The following is a 16,776-nucleotide window of genomic DNA, read 5'->3' on the forward strand; positions in this document are numbered from 1 at the left end:
CCCGTTCCCGCCGGCCTCCCGCCGGCAGGTGCGGCGTTGCGACGCGGCAAACCCTTCCCCGAGTAGGGGAAACCCGGCAATTTCGTACGGCCGGCCGGCAGATTTCGGATCGGTAACCGATGCCACCGCCATGGGAGCCCGCCATGACCACCCCGTCCCGGATGATGCAGGAGGCCCTGGCGGCCCCCGACGCGGTCCGGCGCCTGCTGGATCCCGCCGATGCTACCGGTGCCGCCGCGCTGGACGCGCTGGTCGCCCGTCTGGCCGCGGCCCCGCCCCCCTTCGCCATGACGGTGGCCCGCGGCAGCAGCGACCACGCCGCCGCCTACGGGCGTTACCTGTTCGAAACACGGATGGGGCTGGTAACGGCCGCCGCGGCGCCGTCGGTGGTGACCGCCTACGGCGCGGGGCTGCGGCTGGCCGGGGCGTTCGTGCTGACGGTGTCCCAGTCCGGCGAGAGCCCGGACCTGCTGCGCGTCACCGAAGCGGCGCGGGCCGGTGGTGCGGTGACCGCCGCCCTGGTCAACGCCGCGGACTCGCCGCTGGCGGGGCTGGCGGAGCATGTGCTGCCCCTGCGCGCCGGGCCGGAGACCAGCGTCGCCGCCACCGGGACGGTGATCGCCTCCCTGGCGGCCCTGGCCCGCCTGACCGGGCGGTTGTGCGGCGACGCCGCCCTGGCGGCGTCCCTGGACGCCCTGCCCGACCGGCTGGCCCTGGCGGCGGCGGCTGACTGGGACGCCGGCCTGCCGGCGCTGGCCGATGTCCACGACCTGCTGGTGGTCGCCCGCGGCCTGACCCTGCCGGTGGCCCGCGAGATGGCCCTGAAGTTCAAGGAGACCGCCGCCATGCACGCCGAGCCGTTCAGCAGCGCGGAGCTGCGCCACGGCCCGATGGCGCTGGTGGAGCCGGGCTTTCCCGTGCTGGTGGTCGCCACCGCCGACGCGACCCTGGCGGGGGTGCTGGACACCGCCCGCGCCCTGAAGGACGCCGGTGCCCACCTGCTGGTGGCGGCGGCCGATCCGGGGGCGCTGGCGCTGGCCGACACGCCCCTGCCGCTGCCGGCGCCGCTGCACCCGGCGCTCGACCCCATCGTCGCCGTTCAGGCGTTCTATCCCTTCATGGCCCGCCTGGCCCGCCACCGCGGCAGCGATCCCGACCGGCCGCGCCACCTGCGCAAGGTGACGCGCACGGTGTAGGGCCGCGTCAGCGCTGCGCCCGCTCGTCCCCGTCGGGGACGAGGCGCAGGACGGCGCCGTTGTCCTCGTCGCTCAGCGCGTACACCGCGCCGTCGGGGCCCTCGACCACGTCGCGGATGCGCACGCCCATGGCCAATCGCTCCACCTCGCGGGCGTCCTCACCCTCTATGGCGACGCGCACGATGGTCTGGCCGCGCAGGCCGCCCACCAGGACGTTGCCGCGCCAGTCGGGGAAGCGATCGCCGGTGTAGAAGGTCATGCCCGACGGCGCGATCGCCGATTCCCAGTAGAAGGCCGGGGACAGCAGGTCCGGGCGGGTGGGCGGATCGTCGATGGCGCCGCCGGTGTAATGGTTGCCCCAGCTCACCAGCGGCCAGCCGTAATTGCCGCCGCGCACCACCCGGTTCAGCTCGTCGCCGCCGCGGGGACCATGCTCCACCTCCCACAGGGCGCCGGTGCCCGGCTCGATCGCGGCCGCCTGGATGTTGCGATGGCCGTAGGACCAGATCTCCGGCAGCGCGCCGTCCTGCCCGACGAAGGGGTTGTCGGGCGGCACGGCGCCGTCGGGCGTGATGCGCACGATGGTGCCCATGTGGTTGGACAGGTCCTGCGCCGGGTCGAACTTGGCGCGCTCGCCCAGCGTGACGAACAGGTTGCCGTCCGGCGCGAACACCAGGCGGGAACCGAAATGGTTGCCGCCCTCCACCTTGGGCTCCATGCGGAAGATGACCTCGACGCCCTCCAGCGCGGTCTCGGTCAGGCGGCCGCGCGCCACCGCGGTCGAGGCTCCGTCCGGCCCCGGCTCGGCGTACGACACGTACACCATCCGGTTGGACGCGAAGTCGGGATGCAGCGCCACGTCCAGCAGGCCGCCCTGGCTGCGCGCGAACACCTCGGGCACGCCGGCCAGCGGCTCCGACACCGCGCCGTCCGCCGTCACCACCCGCAGCCGTCCCGGCCGTTCGGTGACCAGCATCCGCCCGTCGGGCAGGAAGGCCATCCCCCAGGGATTCTCCAGCCCCCGGGCCACCGTCTCCACGCGGATCGGGCCGGACAGGGAGTCCACCGTCCCCGGTGCGGCGCAGGCCGGCAGGTTGACGAGGGCGGCGACGGCGGCGGCCGCCGCGGCGAAACGAAACGTGCGGGTCATGGCTCCCGGTCTCCCCTGGTGCGTTCCGATTGCGGCCCCCAGAGACTCGTGCGCCCCACGGCCCGGTTCAAGCCGGCCATCCGTCAAGGCATGACCGGCAGACGCAAAGGGTTGAGTTCTATTCCTTAATCGGTATACCGTTTTCGGACACAAGGTTGCCGGACAACGGCGCCGCCGGGGAAGGACAGAGCACCGCATGCCGCAGACCGACGCCGTTGCCGGGGCGCCGCGCGTTTCCGATTCAGCCGCCGATCCCGTTACGGGGACCGCCGCCGCGCCCGCCGGGCCGGACCGGGCGGGCGCCGCCGCGTGCCGCGCCTGACACCTTCCCGCCCGCACCTCCGGAGTTGTGATCCATGAAACGTACAACCCGATTCCGCCGGCTCGTCGAAGCGCCGGAGATCCTGGTGTTGCCCGGCATCCAGGACGCGCTCACCGCGCGCATCGCCGAAGCCGCCGGCTTCGGGGCCATCACCTGCGGTGGCTACGCGGCGACCGCGGCGCTGCTCGGCGCCCCGGACACCTCGCAGCTCGGCATGATGGAGCTGGCCGACCATTACGCCCGCATCACCGACGCGGTGGACCTGCCGCTGTTCGTCGACGGCGACACCGGCTTCGGCAACACCACCAACGTGGCCCGCACCATCCGCGCCTACGAGCGCGCCGGCGTCGCCGGACTGTTCATCGAGGACCAGGTGTTCCCCAAGCGCTGCGGCCACATGGCCGGCAAGGCCGTGGTCCCGCCCGAGGAGTTCGCGGCCAAGCTGAAGGCCGCCCTGGACGCCCGGCAGGACCCCGACCTGGTGATCATGGCGCGCACCGACGCGCTGGCGGTGAACGGCATCGACGACGCCATCGACCGCGGCCGCCTGTACCGCGAGATCGGCGCCGACATGGTGTTCGTCGAGGCGCCGCGCGACGTGGAGCAGATGCGCCGCATCTGCCGCGAGATCGACGCCCCCGGCATGGCCAACAACATCGAGGGCGGCCTGACCCCGGTGCTGACCCCGGCGGAGTTGCAGGAGATCGGCTACGCCGTCTCGGTCCACCCGGTCGCCACCACCTACGCCATCACCCACGCCGTCACGCGCCTGATGAGGGCGCTGGCCGCGGACGGCACCACCGCCGCCGTGCGCGACGCCATGGTCGACTTCGACACGTTCAACCGCTTCATCGGCCTGCCGGACCAGCGGGCCGGGGAACAGCGCTACGCCGACTTCGCCCGCGACGTGACCGCGGGCAAATGATCCGAACAGGGAGGAAACGAACGATGAAGGCACTCGTTACCGGCGCGATCGTCGCCGCCGTCATGGGCACCGCCACCGCCGCGTGGGCGGCCGACCCCATCGTCATGCGCATCAGCCACCAGATGCCGCCGGCCCACCACATCGCCAAGCTGGTGGAGCAGTTCGCCGCCGACGTGGAGGAGCGCACGGGCAACAAGGTGGACGTGCAGATCTTCGGCTCGTCCCAGGTGTTCCAGCCCGATCAGAACCACCCGGCGGTGGCCCGCGGCCAGATCGAGGCGGCGATCGCGGTGAACTTCCAGTGGGGCAATACCATCCCCGAGATGAACGTCCTCACCCTGCCCTACTACTTCACCGACATGAAGCGCATCGAAGCCTTCCCCGGCTCCGAGGCGGCAAAGTTCCTGGAAGCGAAGCTGCTGGAGAAGGGGGTGAAGAACGTCGCCTGGTTCTACACCACCCGGCAGTCGGCCTTCACCTCGTCCAACCGGCCGCTGGTGAAGCCGGAGGACTTCAAGGGCGTCAAGATCCGCGGCCTGAACAAGCTGGTGGACAACGCGCTGACCGCCGTCGGTGCGGCCCCGGCGGCCATGCCCGGCTCGGAGGTGTACCAGGCGCTGCAGACCGGCGTGATCGACGCCGGCCTCACCGACGTATCCGCGGCCTACAGCCGCAAGTACTACGAGGTGCAGAAGTACGCCACCATCACCCCGTTCTTCAGCGTGTACTTCCACATGTACGCCAACCCCGCGTGGTGGAACGGTCTGCCTGAGGACGTCCGCACCGCCATCGGCGAGGCCGCCGCCAAGGCCGAGCGGGACGCCATCCCGATCACCGAGAAGTCCGCCGACGAGGCCATCGCCGAGCTGAAGGCCAAGGGCATGCAGGTCCACGTCCACACCGAGGACGAGGCCAGGGCGTTCCGGGAGGCGATGCAGGCCCCGGTGATAGAGGCGTTCCGCAAGGCGTCCTCCGATGCCGGCACGATCATCGACCTGGTGGACAAGCTGTAAGGAACGGCCTCCCCCTTCCCCGCTCCGGCGGGGAGGGGAGTGCCCTGAGGGAGACCCGCCATGCCCATCACACGCCCCTCCCCCGACGGGGGGACGGGTTTTGCCGCCCGTGCGGTCGCGGTGTTCGACGCCCTGGCCGCCGGGGTGAGCCTGATCGGCATGGCGCTCGCGGCGCTGGGGCTGCTGGCCTCACTGGGGTTGGTCGTCTGGGCCATCGGCATGCGCTACCTGCTCAACACCCCGGTGCCGTGGACGGACGAGCTGGTCGGCTATCTGCTGGTGGCCATCGTCATGCTGGCCGCCGCCGACGCGCTGCGCCGGGGGGAGCACATCGCCGTCGACGTGCTGACCGACCGCCTGTCCGGGCGGGGCCGGCGCATCACCGCCGCCCTCGGCCTGGTCTCGGTGATCGCCGCCGGCGGCGCCCTGATGGTCGAGGGCTGGAAGACGGTGGAGTTCACGCAGATGCTGGGCATCGTGTCCACCGGCTATCTGGAGATGCCCATGCACCTGCCCCAGGCCCTGGTGCCGATCGGCGGCGCCATGCTGGCGCTGGCCGGGCTGGCCGGGCTGGCGCGCATGGCCGTCGGGCGGCCGCCCGTCGACGGTCCCGAGGGAAAGGGTGAGGGCGAAACCATCGTGCACGGCGCGGGAGGGCACCCGCGGTGACCTTCTTCCTGATCCTGACCGGCGTCGTCCTGCTGCTGCTGACGGGGCTGCCGATCTTCACCGGGCTCGGCCTGTTCAGCGCCGGGCTGATGCTGCTGGCCCAGGGCGACCTGGCCGGACTGGGCGACACGGTGTTCGGCAAGCTGAATTCCTACCTGCTGGTGGCCATCCCGCTGTTCACCCTGATGGCCCACATCATGATCCGCGGCCGGGTGGTGGACGACCTCTACGGCACCGCCCACACGCTCACCCGCCACCTGCCGGGCGGGCTGGGGGTGGCGACGGTGGCCGCCTGCACCATCTTCGCCGCCATCTCCGGCTCCAGCGTGGCGACGGCGCTGACCATCGGTTCGGTCGCCATCCCGCAGATGATCCACTACGGCTACAGCCCGCGCGCCGCCTACGGCGCGGTGGCGGCCGGCGGCACGCTGGGCATCCTGATCCCGCCGTCGGGCCCGCTGGTGCTCTACGGCGTGGTGTCCGACACCTCCATCGGCGGCCTGTTCATGGCCGGCGTGGTGCCGGGGCTGCTGATGGCCGCGGTCTTCGCCCTGTGGAGCATGGTCACCGCCGGCCGCGGCGGCAACACGGTGCGGCGCGAGCCGGCCCCCCGCCCGGCGGAGGTGCTGGCGGCCCTGCGCCGCTCCTTCTGGGCGCTGATGCTGCCGGTGCTGGTGCTGGGCGGCATGTACCTGGGCGTCTTCACGGCGACCGAGGCGGCGGGGGCGGGCGCCATGGCGGCGCTGCTGGTGGCGCTGTTCGCCTACCGCGGCTTCGGCCTGCGCGACCTCTGGCTCTCGGCGGTGGACGCCTCGCGCACCTCGGCCATGCTGTTCATGATCCTGGCCGCCGCCGGCGTGTTCGGCCATGTGCTGACCAAGATGCGCATCCCGCAGGAGATGGTGGCCCTGGTCACCCACCTGGGCTTCGGCCCCATCGAGTTCCTGGTGGCGGTGATGGCCCTGGTCTTCGTCCTGGGCATGTTCCTGGAGACCATCTCCATCATCCTCATCACCACGCCGGTGGTGCTGCCGGTGCTGCTGCACCTGGGCATCCATCCGATCTGGTACGGCATCCTGCTGGTCATCAACCTGGAACTGGCGCTGATCACCCCGCCGGTGGGCATGAACCTGTTCACCATCAAGGCCATCACCCGCGCCCCCATGGCCGAGGTGGTGCGCGGCGTGGTGCCCTATGTGGTGCTGATGCTGCTGGGGCTCGCGGCGGTGCTGCTGGTGCCGTCCATCGCCATGTGGCTGCCCTCGACCATGGCGTACCGGTAACGGGATCACCCCGTCCCGGCCAGCAGCCAGACCAGGGCGCCGCCGGCCACGGCGTAGACGGCGCAGGCAAGCGTGGTGCGGCGCAGCACCTCGCCCTCGCGCCCCTGCAACCCCACGGTGGCGCCGCCGGCGACGATGTTGTGGGGGCAGACGATGTTGCCGACGGCGGCGCCGAAGCCCTGGGCGGCGATCAGCCACAGCACCGGCAGGCCCAGCCGCGCCGCCGTCGCCTCCTGGAAGTCGGTCAGCAGGATGTTGGAGGCGGTGGCCGAGCCGGTGACGAAGGTGCCCAGCACCCCCACCGCCGGGGCGAGCAGCGGCCACACCGGCCCGAAGACCTGCGCCGCCGCCTCGGCCAGGGTGCCGATCATGCCCGCATGCACCATCAGCCGGGCCAGCGCCAGCATGGCCGCCAGCGCGACCACCACCAGCGGCAGGCGGCCGGCCGCCCGCAGGGCCGCCTGTCCCATGGCCCGCGCGCTGCGGCCCTGGAGCGCCCCGCCCGCCAGGAACCCGATCAGCAGCATGGTGCCGGGGTGGTAGAGCGGCTGCACCGTCCCGTGGAACCCGCCGGGCAGGGTCCACGCCCACTCCACCGCCCGCAGCGCCTCGCGCACCGGCGGGACCAGCCGGGTGAGGAGGATGCAGGCCAGCAGCACCAGATAGGGCAGCATCGCCCGCAGCAGCACCCCGGCTCCGCCCCCGTCCGCCGCCCCGCCGGCGGCCCGGCCGCCGCCGCGCAGGCGCAGCAGGGCGACGAAGGCCAGCCCGCCGATCAGCGCACCGGCGAGCGTCGGCAGCTCCGGCCCGACCAGGCCGGACAGCAGAAGGAACGGCACCAGGAAGCAGGCCGCCGCGGCACCGGCCAGGATCCAGTCGCGCAGTCCCGCCCGGACCCCCATGGCCGCCCCGGCGATGCGGACCACGAAGGCCAGGAGAATCCAGCCGAGCAGCCCGTGCAGCAGCCCGGTGGCGCGGGCGATCTCCGCACCCGGCAGTTCGGTCAGGGCGACCTGCGGCAGCACCGGCGTGCCGACCGCCCCGAACGACACGCCCGCGGCATGGCCGATCAGCACCAGCGTCACCGCCGGCACCGGCCCGAAGCCCAGACTGACCAGGATCGGTGCCGCCAGCGCCACCGGCGTGCCGAAACCCGCCGCCCCCTCGATGAACAGGGCGAAGAACCAGGCGACCAGGATCGCCATCGACCGGGAATCGTCGGTCAGGCGGGCCAGGGCCGCCTTCAGCACCTCGAACGCGCCGCCGGCGAGCTGCAATTCATAGATGCACAGCGCCGGGAAGACGATCCACAGGATGGTGACGGCGACGAAGGCCGCCTCGGCCAGCGCGCCGCCCACCGCCGGCACCGGCCCCAGCTCGGCGAAGGTTGCCCGCCCGAAATCGAACCCGAACAGGGCGATGGCCAGGGTGGCGGCCAGCCCCGCCAGCCCCGCCGCGGCGGCCGGCCAGCGCAGGCCGACCATCAGCCCGAGGATCAGCAGGATCGGCGTGACGGCGAGCAGGGCCGGCATGGGTATCCCTTCTCCGGGGGGCGGCGGATTACGCCAGCCGTTCGACGGACACCTCGTGCAGCGCCCGTCCCTGCGCCTCGAAGGCGGTGATGTTGGCGATGGTGGTTTCGGCGATGGCCGACAGGGCCTCGCGGGTGAAGAACGCCTGGTGCCCGGTGATCAGAACGTTGGGGAAGGTCTGCAAGCGGGCGAAGACGTCGTCGCGCAGGACGCGGCCCGACAGGTCCTCGAAGAACAGGTCCGCCTCCTCCTCGTAGACGTCCAGGCCGAGACTGCCCAGCGCGCCGGACTTCAGCGCGGCGATCACCGCGCGGGTGTCCACCAGCGCGCCGCGCCCGGTGTTGATCAGCATCAGGCCGGGCTTGGCGCGGGCCAGCATGGCGTCGTCCACCAGATGGTGGGTGGCCGGGGTCAGCGGGCAGTGCAGGGTGACCACGTCGCTTTCGGCGAACAGCTCGTCCAGCCCGGCGTAGCGCACCCCCAGCACGGTGCAGGCGGGATCGGGCCGCGGGTCGTGGGCGATCAGCCGGCAGCCGAAGCCGTGCAGGATGCGGGCGACCACGGCGCCGATGCCGCCGGTGCCGACGATCCCCACGGTCTTGCCGTTCAGGTCGAAGCCCAGCAGGCCGTCCAGGGCGAAGTTGCCTTCGCGCACCCGGTTGTACGCGCGGTGGATCTTGCGGTTCAGCGCCAGGATCAGGGCCACCGTATGTTCGGCCACCGCGTGGGGGGAATAGGCGGGGACGCGGGCCACGGTCAGGCCGCGGTCGCGCGCCGCGGCCAGGTCCACGTTGTTGAAGCCGGCGCAGCGCAGGGCCACCAGCCGCACGCCCTGGCGGGACAGCCGGGCCAGGGTCGCGGCGTCGGCGGCGTCGTTGACGAAGACGCAGACCGCCTCGGCATCCTCGGCGAGCGCCACGGTTTCCACCGACAGGCGGGCCTCCAGGAACACCAGCCGGTGGCCGGCGTTGGCGTTCGCCGCCTCCAGGAAGGTTCGGTCATAGGGCTTGGCGCTGTAGACGGCGACGCGCATCGCGGCAACTCCCCTTCGGTGTCGGACGGCGGGTCTGCGAACGCTACCCGGCGCATTCCGGCCCCGCAACCCCTGCCGGTGTCCCGGTGCCGGTGGCGACCCATATTGTGCGGTAGCCCCATGGATCCATCCCCCGCCGGACGCGTTGAGGTGTCGCACCCCCTTGCCGTCGCCCCCGCCGCCGGTATCCCCGCCCGTCGCCTTCCGGACCGTTCATGCACGCCTTCTTCGAACGCCTGTTCCAGGCCCTCGCCCCGTCCGCCGCCGTCGTCCGGCCGCCGTCGGGGACGGCCGCCTTCTACGACCACCATCTGCGGCCGGTCCGCGGCCTTCTGATCGTCACGCTGATCGTGGCCGGACTGGCGTCCGTGTCCGAGCTGGTGCTGTACGCCTTCCTCGGCGTGCTGGTGGACTGGATGAGCACGGCGGGACCGGACGGCTTCCTCGACACGTACGGCTGGGCGCTGGCGGGTATGGCCGTGTTCGCCCTGATCATCCGGCCGGCCCTGGTGGTGGCGTCGCGCGGGCTGGTCAACCTGACGCTGGTGCCGGCGCTGACCGACGAGGTGCGCTGGCACAACTACCGCTGGGTGCTGCGCCAGAGCCTGTCGTTCTTCCAGAACGACTTCGCCGGGCGGGTGGCGCAGAAGGTCATGCAGACCGGGCCGGCGGTGCGCGAATCGGTGGTCAACGTCATCGACGGGGTGTGGTTCCTCATCACCTTCCTGCTCGGCACGGTGGCGCTGTTCGCGGCGCTGGACTGGCGCCTGCTGCTGCCCGTCCTGGCCTGGACGGCGGCCTACGCCGTGGTGATCGCCCGGATGGTCCCGCCGGTTCGGCGCAAGTCCGCCGCCCTGTCGGAGGCCACCTCGTCCCTGTCGGGGCGGGTCGTCGACAGCTACACCAACATCCTGTCGGTCAAGCTGTTCGCCCACGCGGAGCGGGAGGACGCCTTCGTCCACGCCGGCCTGTCCCGCCACCTGGACGCCTACCGCACCCTGACCCGCGCCATCTTCGACATGACGGTGACGCTGACCGTCATCAACGGCGTGCTGCTGGTGGTCACCGTGGGGCTGGCGGTGTGGCTGTGGCTGGCGGGCGCCGTCACCGCCGGCACCATCGCCATGGCGACCGGTCTGATCATCCGCCTGACCCAGATGTCGGGCTGGATCCTGCGCACCGTCACCGCCCTTTTCGAAAACGTGGGCACGGTGCAGAACGGCATGGAGACCATCGCCCGCCCGCACGCGGTGACCGACGCGCCGGGTGCGGCGGAGCTGGAGGTCCGCCGCGGCGCCATCCGCTTCGAAAACGTCAGCTTCCATTACGGCCGGGAGAGCGGCGTCATCGACAACCTCAGCCTGGACATCCGGCCGGGCGAGAAGGTCGGGCTGGTCGGCCGGTCGGGCGCCGGCAAGTCGACGCTGGTCAACCTGCTGCTGCGCTTCTACGACCTGGAGGGCGGGCGCATCCTGATCGACGATCAGGACATCGCCGGGGTGACCCAGGCCAGCCTGCGCGCCCGCATCGGCATGGTCACCCAGGACACGGCACTGCTGCACCGCTCCATCGCCGACAACATCCGCTACGGCCGTCCCGTCACCACCGACGAGGAGATGATCCGCTCCGCCGAGCTGGCGGAGGCCGCGGGCTTCATCGAATCCCTGCGCGACGCCCGGGGGCGCACCGGCTACGACGTGCTGGTGGGGGAGCGGGGGGTCAAGCTGTCGGGCGGGCAGCGCCAGCGCATCGCCATCGCCCGTGTCATCCTGAAGGACGCCCCCATCCTGATCCTCGACGAGGCGACCTCGGCCCTGGATTCGGAGGTGGAGGCGGCCATTCAGGGCCAGCTCGCCAACCTCATGCGCGGCAAGACCGTCATCGCCATCGCCCACCGCCTGTCCACCATCGCCGCCATGGACCGGCTGGTGGTGATGGACCACGGCCGCATCGTCGAGGAAGGCACCCACGCGGAACTGGTCGCCCGCAACGGCCTGTACGCCCGGCTGTGGCGGCGCCAGTCCGGCGGCTTCCTCGATCTGGCCGGCGACGACGCGGCCGACGGCACGACCGCCCGCCGCACCGCCTGAGCGGCGGGCGGTGCGGCCCCGGTCAGTTCGGGGTGGCCGGACCGACGGTGCTCCCGAAGGCGCGCTCCGTGTCGCCGCGGCCGCGCGGCAGGGCGGCGAAGCCGTCGGGGAACAGGTCCTTCACGGTATCCGACACCAGGAATCCGAAGGACAGGTCCTCGGGCTGCACGCGCCCGACCGACCGGTTGGTGCTGGTGCTGAGCGCCTGTTCCCCTTCGCACAGGGCCGCCGCGACGCCGAGCGCCGACGCCAGCCCCTCATAGTCGGGATTGGCCTGCTCGGCCATTTGCAGAGCCTCGGCGTCGGGACGGCAGAGGTCCGGCGTCACCGGCACCTCCGCGTCGTGAAAGGCGATGACGATGCGGTAGTTTCTCTGTCGGTCGAACAGTTCGTCCGACGTGAAATTCCGCGTCCCGTCCAGCAGCTCCGGCGGCAGATAGCCGACCACCGTACGGGCGAAGGCGTCGGGATCCATGCCTTCCTTGGCGCCGATGACGGACACCGCGAAGCCGCTGTCCTCGGGCTCCACGGTCATCGGTTCGGCCGCGGCGGGGCCGGTGAAGGCGAGTCCCGCCAGCAGGGCGACCGCCGGCACGCGCATCGATGCAACCATTGACTATCCCCCGGTGTTCAGTGCCGTACCCGCGGCCGCCCGGTCCGGGCGTCACGGACGCGGCTCAGCTTCGGAAGGAAACACGCCAGCGCCGGAAAGGTGCCGTCGGTCCCCGCCATCGGTGCCACCCGGACCGCGCCGCGCAACGCCGGCGCGGCAGGGCGGTTGGTCTGGTGTCCTCACAATCAACCGGGAGACGACCCATGAGACACGCCCTGTTCGCCACCGCCCTGCTGCTCTGCCCGGCCCTGGCCTCCGGCGCCGCGGCGCAGGCGACGATGCAAGGCCAGGGCCCCTCGATCCCCGGCCCGCTGCCCGAAGCGCCCGCCGGCCAGGCCTTCGCCACCGCCGAGCTGGCCGGACCCGACGGCGCGCGCCTGGGCACCGCCGCGTTCGTCGAGACGCCCGCCGGCGTGCTGATCCAGATCCGCTTGCAGAACGTGCCGCCGGGCATGCACGGGCTGCACATCCACGAACGGGGTGCGTGCGAACCGCCCGACTTCCGGTCCGCCGGCGGTCATTACAACCCCGACGGCCGCGCCCACGGCTACATGGCGCCGGGGGGGGTCCACGCGGGCGACCTGCCCAACCTCTTCGCCGCCTCCAACGGCGAGGCCGGCGCCGACATCCTGACCGACCGGGTGAGCCTCGGCACCGGCGCCAACACCCTGTTCCCGGAGGGCGGCACGGCGCTGGTCCTGCACTCCGGCCCCGACGACTACCGCACCGATCCCGCCGGCGCCTCCGGCGACCGCATCGCCTGCGGCGTCATCCTGCGCACGACGCAGCCGTAGTGACGGGCGGCCACGCGGCGACGCGGGGACCTTCCCCGCCCGCCGCGCGTTGCCTCCGGCGTGACCACCAAGCGGAGCCGGACATGGCCGCCTTCCTCAACCGCATCGGGACCGCGGTCCCGCCCCACGACATCCACGCCACCTTCATGGGGATGGCCGGGGCGCTGCTGCCGGACCCGCGGGCGCGCCGCCTGTTCGCGCGCATGGCGGAGCGTTGCGGGATCGAGCGGCGCCGGTCGGTGTTCGCACCGGGCGGCGCCGGCCACGGCGACGGCAGGGCTTTCGACCGCGACGGCTTCTACCGCCTCGGCGCCTTTCCCGGCACCGCCGCCCGCATGCGCGCCTTCGAGGAGCACGCCCCCGCCCTGGCGCTGGAGGCGGTCGCCGGGCTGAACCTGGACCCCGGGGAGCGGGCCGGGATCACCCATCTGATCGTCGCCACCTGCACGGGCTTCTACGCGCCGGGGCTCGACCTGCAACTGGCGGAACGGCTGGGACTCGATCCCGGTGTCGAGCGCACGGTGGTGGGATTCATGGGGTGCTACGCCGCCATGAACGCGCTGAAGCTGGCCCGCCACATCGTCCGCTCCGAGCCCGCGGCGCGGGTGCTGATGGTGAACGCGGAGTTGTGCACGCTCCACCTCCGGGAAAGCCCGGACCTGGAGACGGTGCTGAGCTTCCTGATCTTCGGCGACGGCGCGTCGGCCGGGCTGGTGACGGCGGAGCCGCACGGGATCGCCCTGGACCGCTTCCGCGCCGTGGTCATTCCCGGCAGCGCCGACCTGATCACCTGGCGCATCGGCGACGGGGGGTTCGACATGCACCTGTCGGGCACCGTGCCGGCGGCACTCGCCGGCGGCCTGCCGGGGGCTCTGCCGGACATCCTCGACGGCCGCGGGGCGGACGACGTGGAGCTGTGGGCGGTGCATCCCGGCGGGCGCACCATCCTGGACGCGGTGGAGCAGGCGGCCGGCCTGGACGGCGAGCGGCTGGCCGATTCCCGCGCCGTGCTGCGCGAGTTCGGCAACATGTCCTCGGCCACCGTGATGTTCGTGCTGAAGCGGATGCTCGACCGCTTCACCGCCACGGGCATCGGCGACAACGGGCTCGGCTGCGCCATGGCCTTCGGGCCGGGGCTGACGGCCGAGACCATGACCTTCCGCATGGCGGCCTGAGGGGCGCCGCCATGGCCTTCCTCGACCTGCCGCGGCGCCGGCTGGTGCCGGAGCTGATGGACACCCTGCCGGTGGACTACGCCGAGTTCCGCACCTGCCTGCGGCACCTGGAGGCGATCAACCGGGCGACCGGCGCCTACCGCCCGACCCTGCGCTGGCTGGACCGGGTCGCGGCGCGGCACGGCGCGGAGCGGCCCCTGCGGGTGCTGGACGCCGGGGCCGGGCACGGCGACATGCTGCGCCGCATCGCCGCCCGGGCGGCACGGCGCGGTGTGGCGGTGGAGCTGACCGGCGTCGACCGCAACCCCTGGTCCGCCCGGGCGGCGCGCGAGGCGGCGCCGGACGGCCCGCCGATCCGCTGGCTGACCGCCGACCTCTTCGCCCTGCCGGAGGAGGAGCGGCCGGACGTGATCATCAGTTCCCTGTTCGCCCACCACCTGGACGACGCGCAGGTGGTCGCCTTCCTGCGCTGGATGGAGGGGCGGGCGCGGCTCGGCTGGTTCATCAACGACCTGCACCGTCATGCGGTGCCCCTTGCGGCGGTGCGCGCGGCGGTGGCGGTGCTGCCGGTCAGCCGGCTGGTGGTCCACGACGCCCCGGTGTCGGTGGCGCGCGCTTTCACCCGGGCCGACTGGCTGCGGCTGCTGGCCGAGGCCGGCCTGGAGGGGGTGGCCCGGGTGGAGTGGTTCGCACCCTTCCGCCTGTGCGTCGGCCGCATCCGGTGACGGGGACCGAGGTTCTGGTGGTCGGTGGCGGGCCGGCCGGGGCCGCGGCGGCGGCGTGGCTGGCCGCGGCAGGCCGGCGCGTCCTGCTGGCCGAACGCACCGCCGGGCCGCACCAGAAGGTGTGCGGCGAGTTCCTCAGCGGCGAGGCGGTGGCGCTGGTGCGCGGGCTGGGCGTCGATCCCGCCGCCGCGGGCGCCCGGCCGGTGGAGTGCCTGCGCCTTGTTCGCGGCGGTGCCGAGGCCGTTGCCGCCCTGCCCTTTCCCGCCCTGTCGGTCGGCCGCGACGTCCTGGACGAGGCCCTGCTGGCCGCCGCGCGCCGGCACGGCGCCGAGGTCCGCCGCGGGGCCGCGGTGCGGCGCCTGACGGCCGACGGGGCGGGGGTGCGCGCCCTTCTCGGCGACGGGGCGGTGACGGCGGACGCGGCGGTGCTGGCCACCGGCAAGCACGACCTGCACGGCCACCGCCGCCCGCCCCCGGCCGCCGCCGTCATCGGCTTCAAACAGCATTGGCGGCTGGCTCCGGGGCCGGACCGGGCGCTGGACGGGCATGTGGAGGTGCACCTGTTCGACGGCGGCTACGCCGGCCTGCAACCGGCCGCGCAGGGCCGCGCCAACCTGTGCCTGGTGGTGGAAGCGGCCACCTACGCCCGCCTCGGCCGAGACTGGGGGGCGCTGCTGGCCCACGCCGGCGCCGGCTCGCCGCGGCTGGCCGAGCGGCTGGCCGGGGGCACCCCCTGCTGGCCCCGTCCCCTGGCGGTGGCCGGGCTGCCCTACGGCTGGGTGCACCGGGACGGCGGGCCGGCGGTGCTGCACCGGGTGGGCGATCAGCTTGCGGTCATACCCAGCTTCTGCGGCGACGGCATGGCCATCGCGCTGGATTCCGCCCGTCGTGCCGCCGCCGCGGTGGCAAGCGGCCGGCCAGCCGGCGACGGCGCCCCCTACGCCCGCCAGGTCGGCCTGGCCCGGGGTGCGGCGCGGCTGCTGCGGGCGCCGCGGCTGGCCGGGCTGGCCGTCGCCGCCCTGTCCCTGTGGCCGGGTCCGGCGCGCTGGGTGGCGCGGCACACCCGGGTCGCCGGGTGAGCGTCAGGGAAGCCCGACCGCGCTCCGCGCCGCCGGCACGATCTGGACCACGAGGTAGGCGGCGTAGCCCGCCAGGAAGGCCACCCCCTCCCAGCGGTTGATCCGCCAGCCGGTCGTGGCGAAGACGGCCAGCAGCAGGGCGGCGGCCAGCATCACCCAGATGTCGAACAGGACGATCTCCGCCGGCACCGGGATCGGCTGCACGACCGCGGTGACGCCGAGGATGCCGAAGGTGTTGAAGATGGTCGACCCCACCACGTTGCCGAAGGCGACGTCGCCCTGGCGGCGGATGGCGGCGGTGACCGTGGTCACCAGTTCGGGCAGCGAGGTGCCGACCGCCACCAGGGTCAGGCCGATCACCGCCTCCGACAGGCCGGCGGCGCGCGCCAGCACCAGCGACGCCCCCACCAGCAGGTCGGCCCCGTAGACCACCGCGGCGATGCCGGCCACCGCCAGGAGGACGGCCGGCACCACACCCATGCCGGGCGGCGATTCAGGGGGCGTCCCCGCGGCCCCGTCCCCGCCGGCGTCCGGCCCGCCGGCCGGCAGCCGCTCCGTCCGGTAGGTGTGGACGGTGTAGGCGAGCAGCAGCACCAGGAAGACGGCGCCGGTCCAGCGCTCCATCGTGCCCGCCAGCAGCACCACGGCCACCAGCAGCACGCCGGACCCGACCAGCACCGAGCCGTCGCGGCGGAACGCCTCCCTGGTCGTGACGATGGGCAAAAGCAGCGCGCCGATGCCGAGGATCAGCAGGACGTTGGCGATGTTGGACCCGACCACGTTGCCCACGGCGATGCCCGGCGAGCCGAGCTGCGCCGCCCGCAGGCTGGTCATCAGCTCCGGCGTGGAGGTGCCGAACCCGACCAGCGTCAGTCCGATCAGCAGCGGCGACACCCCCATCCGCGTGGCCACCGCCACGCTCCCCTTCACCAGCGCCTCGCCGCCGCCCAGCAGCAGCAGGAGACCGGCACACAGCTCGACAATGGTCACGCAAAGCCTCCGGAAGGACCGCCGCTCGTGCGGTCAAGCGGTATCCGAAGGCATTGGCCTAAGCAAGGCCGATGATGCGGTGCAGCAGCGGCCGGGACACGTGCTGAACCGGTCATACCATGCAAAAACGCCACCGGCGCGCGATGCCGCAGCGCACGCCCGCCGCTTGCCGACTCTGCGCTGCGGG

15 protein-coding genes are annotated in these 16,776 nt (G+C 73.1%); 10 read left to right on the forward strand and 5 right to left on the reverse strand.

Annotated features, from left to right (window positions below):
• The first annotated feature begins 143 nt into the window (after positions 1–143).
• The gene (locus G472_RS0117030; protein WP_035692791.1) at positions 144–1,196 is read left to right on the forward strand and encodes an SIS domain-containing protein; all 1,053 of its coding nucleotides are present in this window, start codon (positions 144–146) and stop codon (positions 1,194–1,196) included.
• Between the two features lie 7 nt (positions 1,197–1,203).
• Here G472_RS0117030 and G472_RS0117035 read toward each other — a convergent pair whose 3' ends face one another.
• Entirely contained in the window at positions 1,204–2,346 is a 1,143-nt protein-coding gene (locus tag G472_RS0117035) for a PQQ-dependent sugar dehydrogenase (RefSeq protein WP_029009349.1), read from the reverse strand.
• A gap of 356 nt (positions 2,347–2,702) precedes the next feature.
• Between G472_RS0117035 and G472_RS0117040 the strand changes: the two genes are divergently transcribed.
• The 4 genes from G472_RS0117040 to G472_RS0117055 are packed head-to-tail and all read left to right on the forward strand — an operon-like array spanning position 2,703 to position 6,558.
• Positions 2,703–3,593 (forward strand): isocitrate lyase/PEP mutase family protein, encoded by an 891-nt coding sequence (locus G472_RS0117040; RefSeq protein ID WP_029009350.1) that lies wholly within the window; start codon positions 2,703–2,705, stop codon positions 3,591–3,593.
• 23 nt (positions 3,594–3,616) lie between these two features.
• Entirely contained in the window at positions 3,617–4,606 is a 990-nt protein-coding gene (locus G472_RS0117045) for a TRAP transporter substrate-binding protein (RefSeq protein WP_084536714.1), read from the forward strand.
• Positions 4,607–4,666: 60 nt separating this feature from the next.
• A complete protein-coding gene (locus G472_RS33785; RefSeq protein WP_051340930.1) occupies positions 4,667–5,275 on the forward strand; it encodes a TRAP transporter small permease in 609 nt (202 codons plus the stop codon).
• Positions 5,272–6,558 (forward strand): TRAP transporter large permease, encoded by a 1,287-nt coding sequence (locus G472_RS0117055; RefSeq protein ID WP_029009352.1) that lies wholly within the window; start codon positions 5,272–5,274, stop codon positions 6,556–6,558. The genes G472_RS33785 and G472_RS0117055 overlap by 4 nt, the downstream gene beginning before the upstream one ends.
• Positions 6,559–6,563: 5 nt before the next feature.
• Here G472_RS0117055 and G472_RS0117060 read toward each other — a convergent pair whose 3' ends face one another.
• Both G472_RS0117060 and G472_RS0117065 read right to left on the reverse strand, forming a co-directional pair.
• Positions 6,564–8,090: an L-lactate permease gene (locus G472_RS0117060; RefSeq protein WP_029009353.1), complete on the reverse strand. Its 1,527-nt coding sequence runs from the start codon at positions 8,088–8,090 to the stop codon at positions 6,564–6,566.
• A 28-nt stretch (positions 8,091–8,118) separates the two neighbouring features.
• Positions 8,119–9,123 carry a 2-hydroxyacid dehydrogenase gene (locus G472_RS0117065; protein ID WP_029009354.1) on the reverse strand — a complete coding sequence of 335 codons (1,005 nt, stop codon included), beginning with the start codon at positions 9,121–9,123 and terminating at the stop codon, positions 8,119–8,121.
• A gap of 215 nt (positions 9,124–9,338) precedes the next feature.
• Between G472_RS0117065 and G472_RS0117070 the strand changes: the two genes are divergently transcribed.
• Positions 9,339–11,213 (forward strand): ABC transporter ATP-binding protein, encoded by a 1,875-nt coding sequence (locus G472_RS0117070; RefSeq protein ID WP_029009355.1) that lies wholly within the window; start codon positions 9,339–9,341, stop codon positions 11,211–11,213.
• Between the two features lie 22 nt (positions 11,214–11,235).
• On the opposite strand, the gene G472_RS0117075 is transcribed toward G472_RS0117070, so the two are convergent.
• Positions 11,236–11,826, reverse strand: coding sequence for a hypothetical protein (locus G472_RS0117075; protein WP_156927150.1), 591 nt, complete (start codon positions 11,824–11,826; stop codon positions 11,236–11,238).
• A 203-nt stretch (positions 11,827–12,029) separates the two neighbouring features.
• Between G472_RS0117075 and G472_RS0117080 the strand changes: the two genes are divergently transcribed.
• The 4 genes from G472_RS0117080 to G472_RS33790 all read left to right on the forward strand — a co-directional run bounded on the left by G472_RS0117080 (position 12,030) and on the right by G472_RS33790 (position 15,599).
• Entirely contained in the window at positions 12,030–12,620 is a 591-nt protein-coding gene (locus G472_RS0117080) for a superoxide dismutase family protein (RefSeq protein WP_051340931.1), read from the forward strand.
• An 83-nt stretch (positions 12,621–12,703) separates the two neighbouring features.
• Positions 12,704–13,795 carry a type III polyketide synthase gene (locus G472_RS0117085; protein ID WP_029009358.1) on the forward strand — a complete coding sequence of 364 codons (1,092 nt, stop codon included), beginning with the start codon at positions 12,704–12,706 and terminating at the stop codon, positions 13,793–13,795.
• A gap of 11 nt (positions 13,796–13,806) precedes the next feature.
• Positions 13,807–14,520 carry a methyltransferase domain-containing protein gene (locus tag G472_RS0117090; RefSeq protein ID WP_029009359.1) on the forward strand — a complete coding sequence of 238 codons (714 nt, stop codon included), beginning with the start codon at positions 13,807–13,809 and terminating at the stop codon, positions 14,518–14,520.
• Positions 14,517–15,599, forward strand: coding sequence for an NAD(P)/FAD-dependent oxidoreductase (locus tag G472_RS33790; RefSeq protein ID WP_035692828.1), 1,083 nt, complete (start codon positions 14,517–14,519; stop codon positions 15,597–15,599). Before G472_RS0117090 ends, G472_RS33790 begins: the two co-directional genes overlap by 4 nt.
• Before the next feature lie 3 nt (positions 15,600–15,602).
• Here the strand turns inward: G472_RS33790 and G472_RS0117100 are convergent, their stop codons facing one another.
• Positions 15,603–16,589, reverse strand: a complete 987-nt coding sequence (locus G472_RS0117100; RefSeq protein ID WP_029009360.1) for a calcium/sodium antiporter — start codon at positions 16,587–16,589, stop codon at positions 15,603–15,605.
• Between the last annotated feature and the right edge of the window lie 187 nt (positions 16,590–16,776).

The organism is Azospirillum halopraeferens DSM 3675 (assembly GCF_000429625.1).
GTDB lineage: Bacteria > Pseudomonadota > Alphaproteobacteria > Azospirillales > Azospirillaceae > Azospirillum > Azospirillum halopraeferens.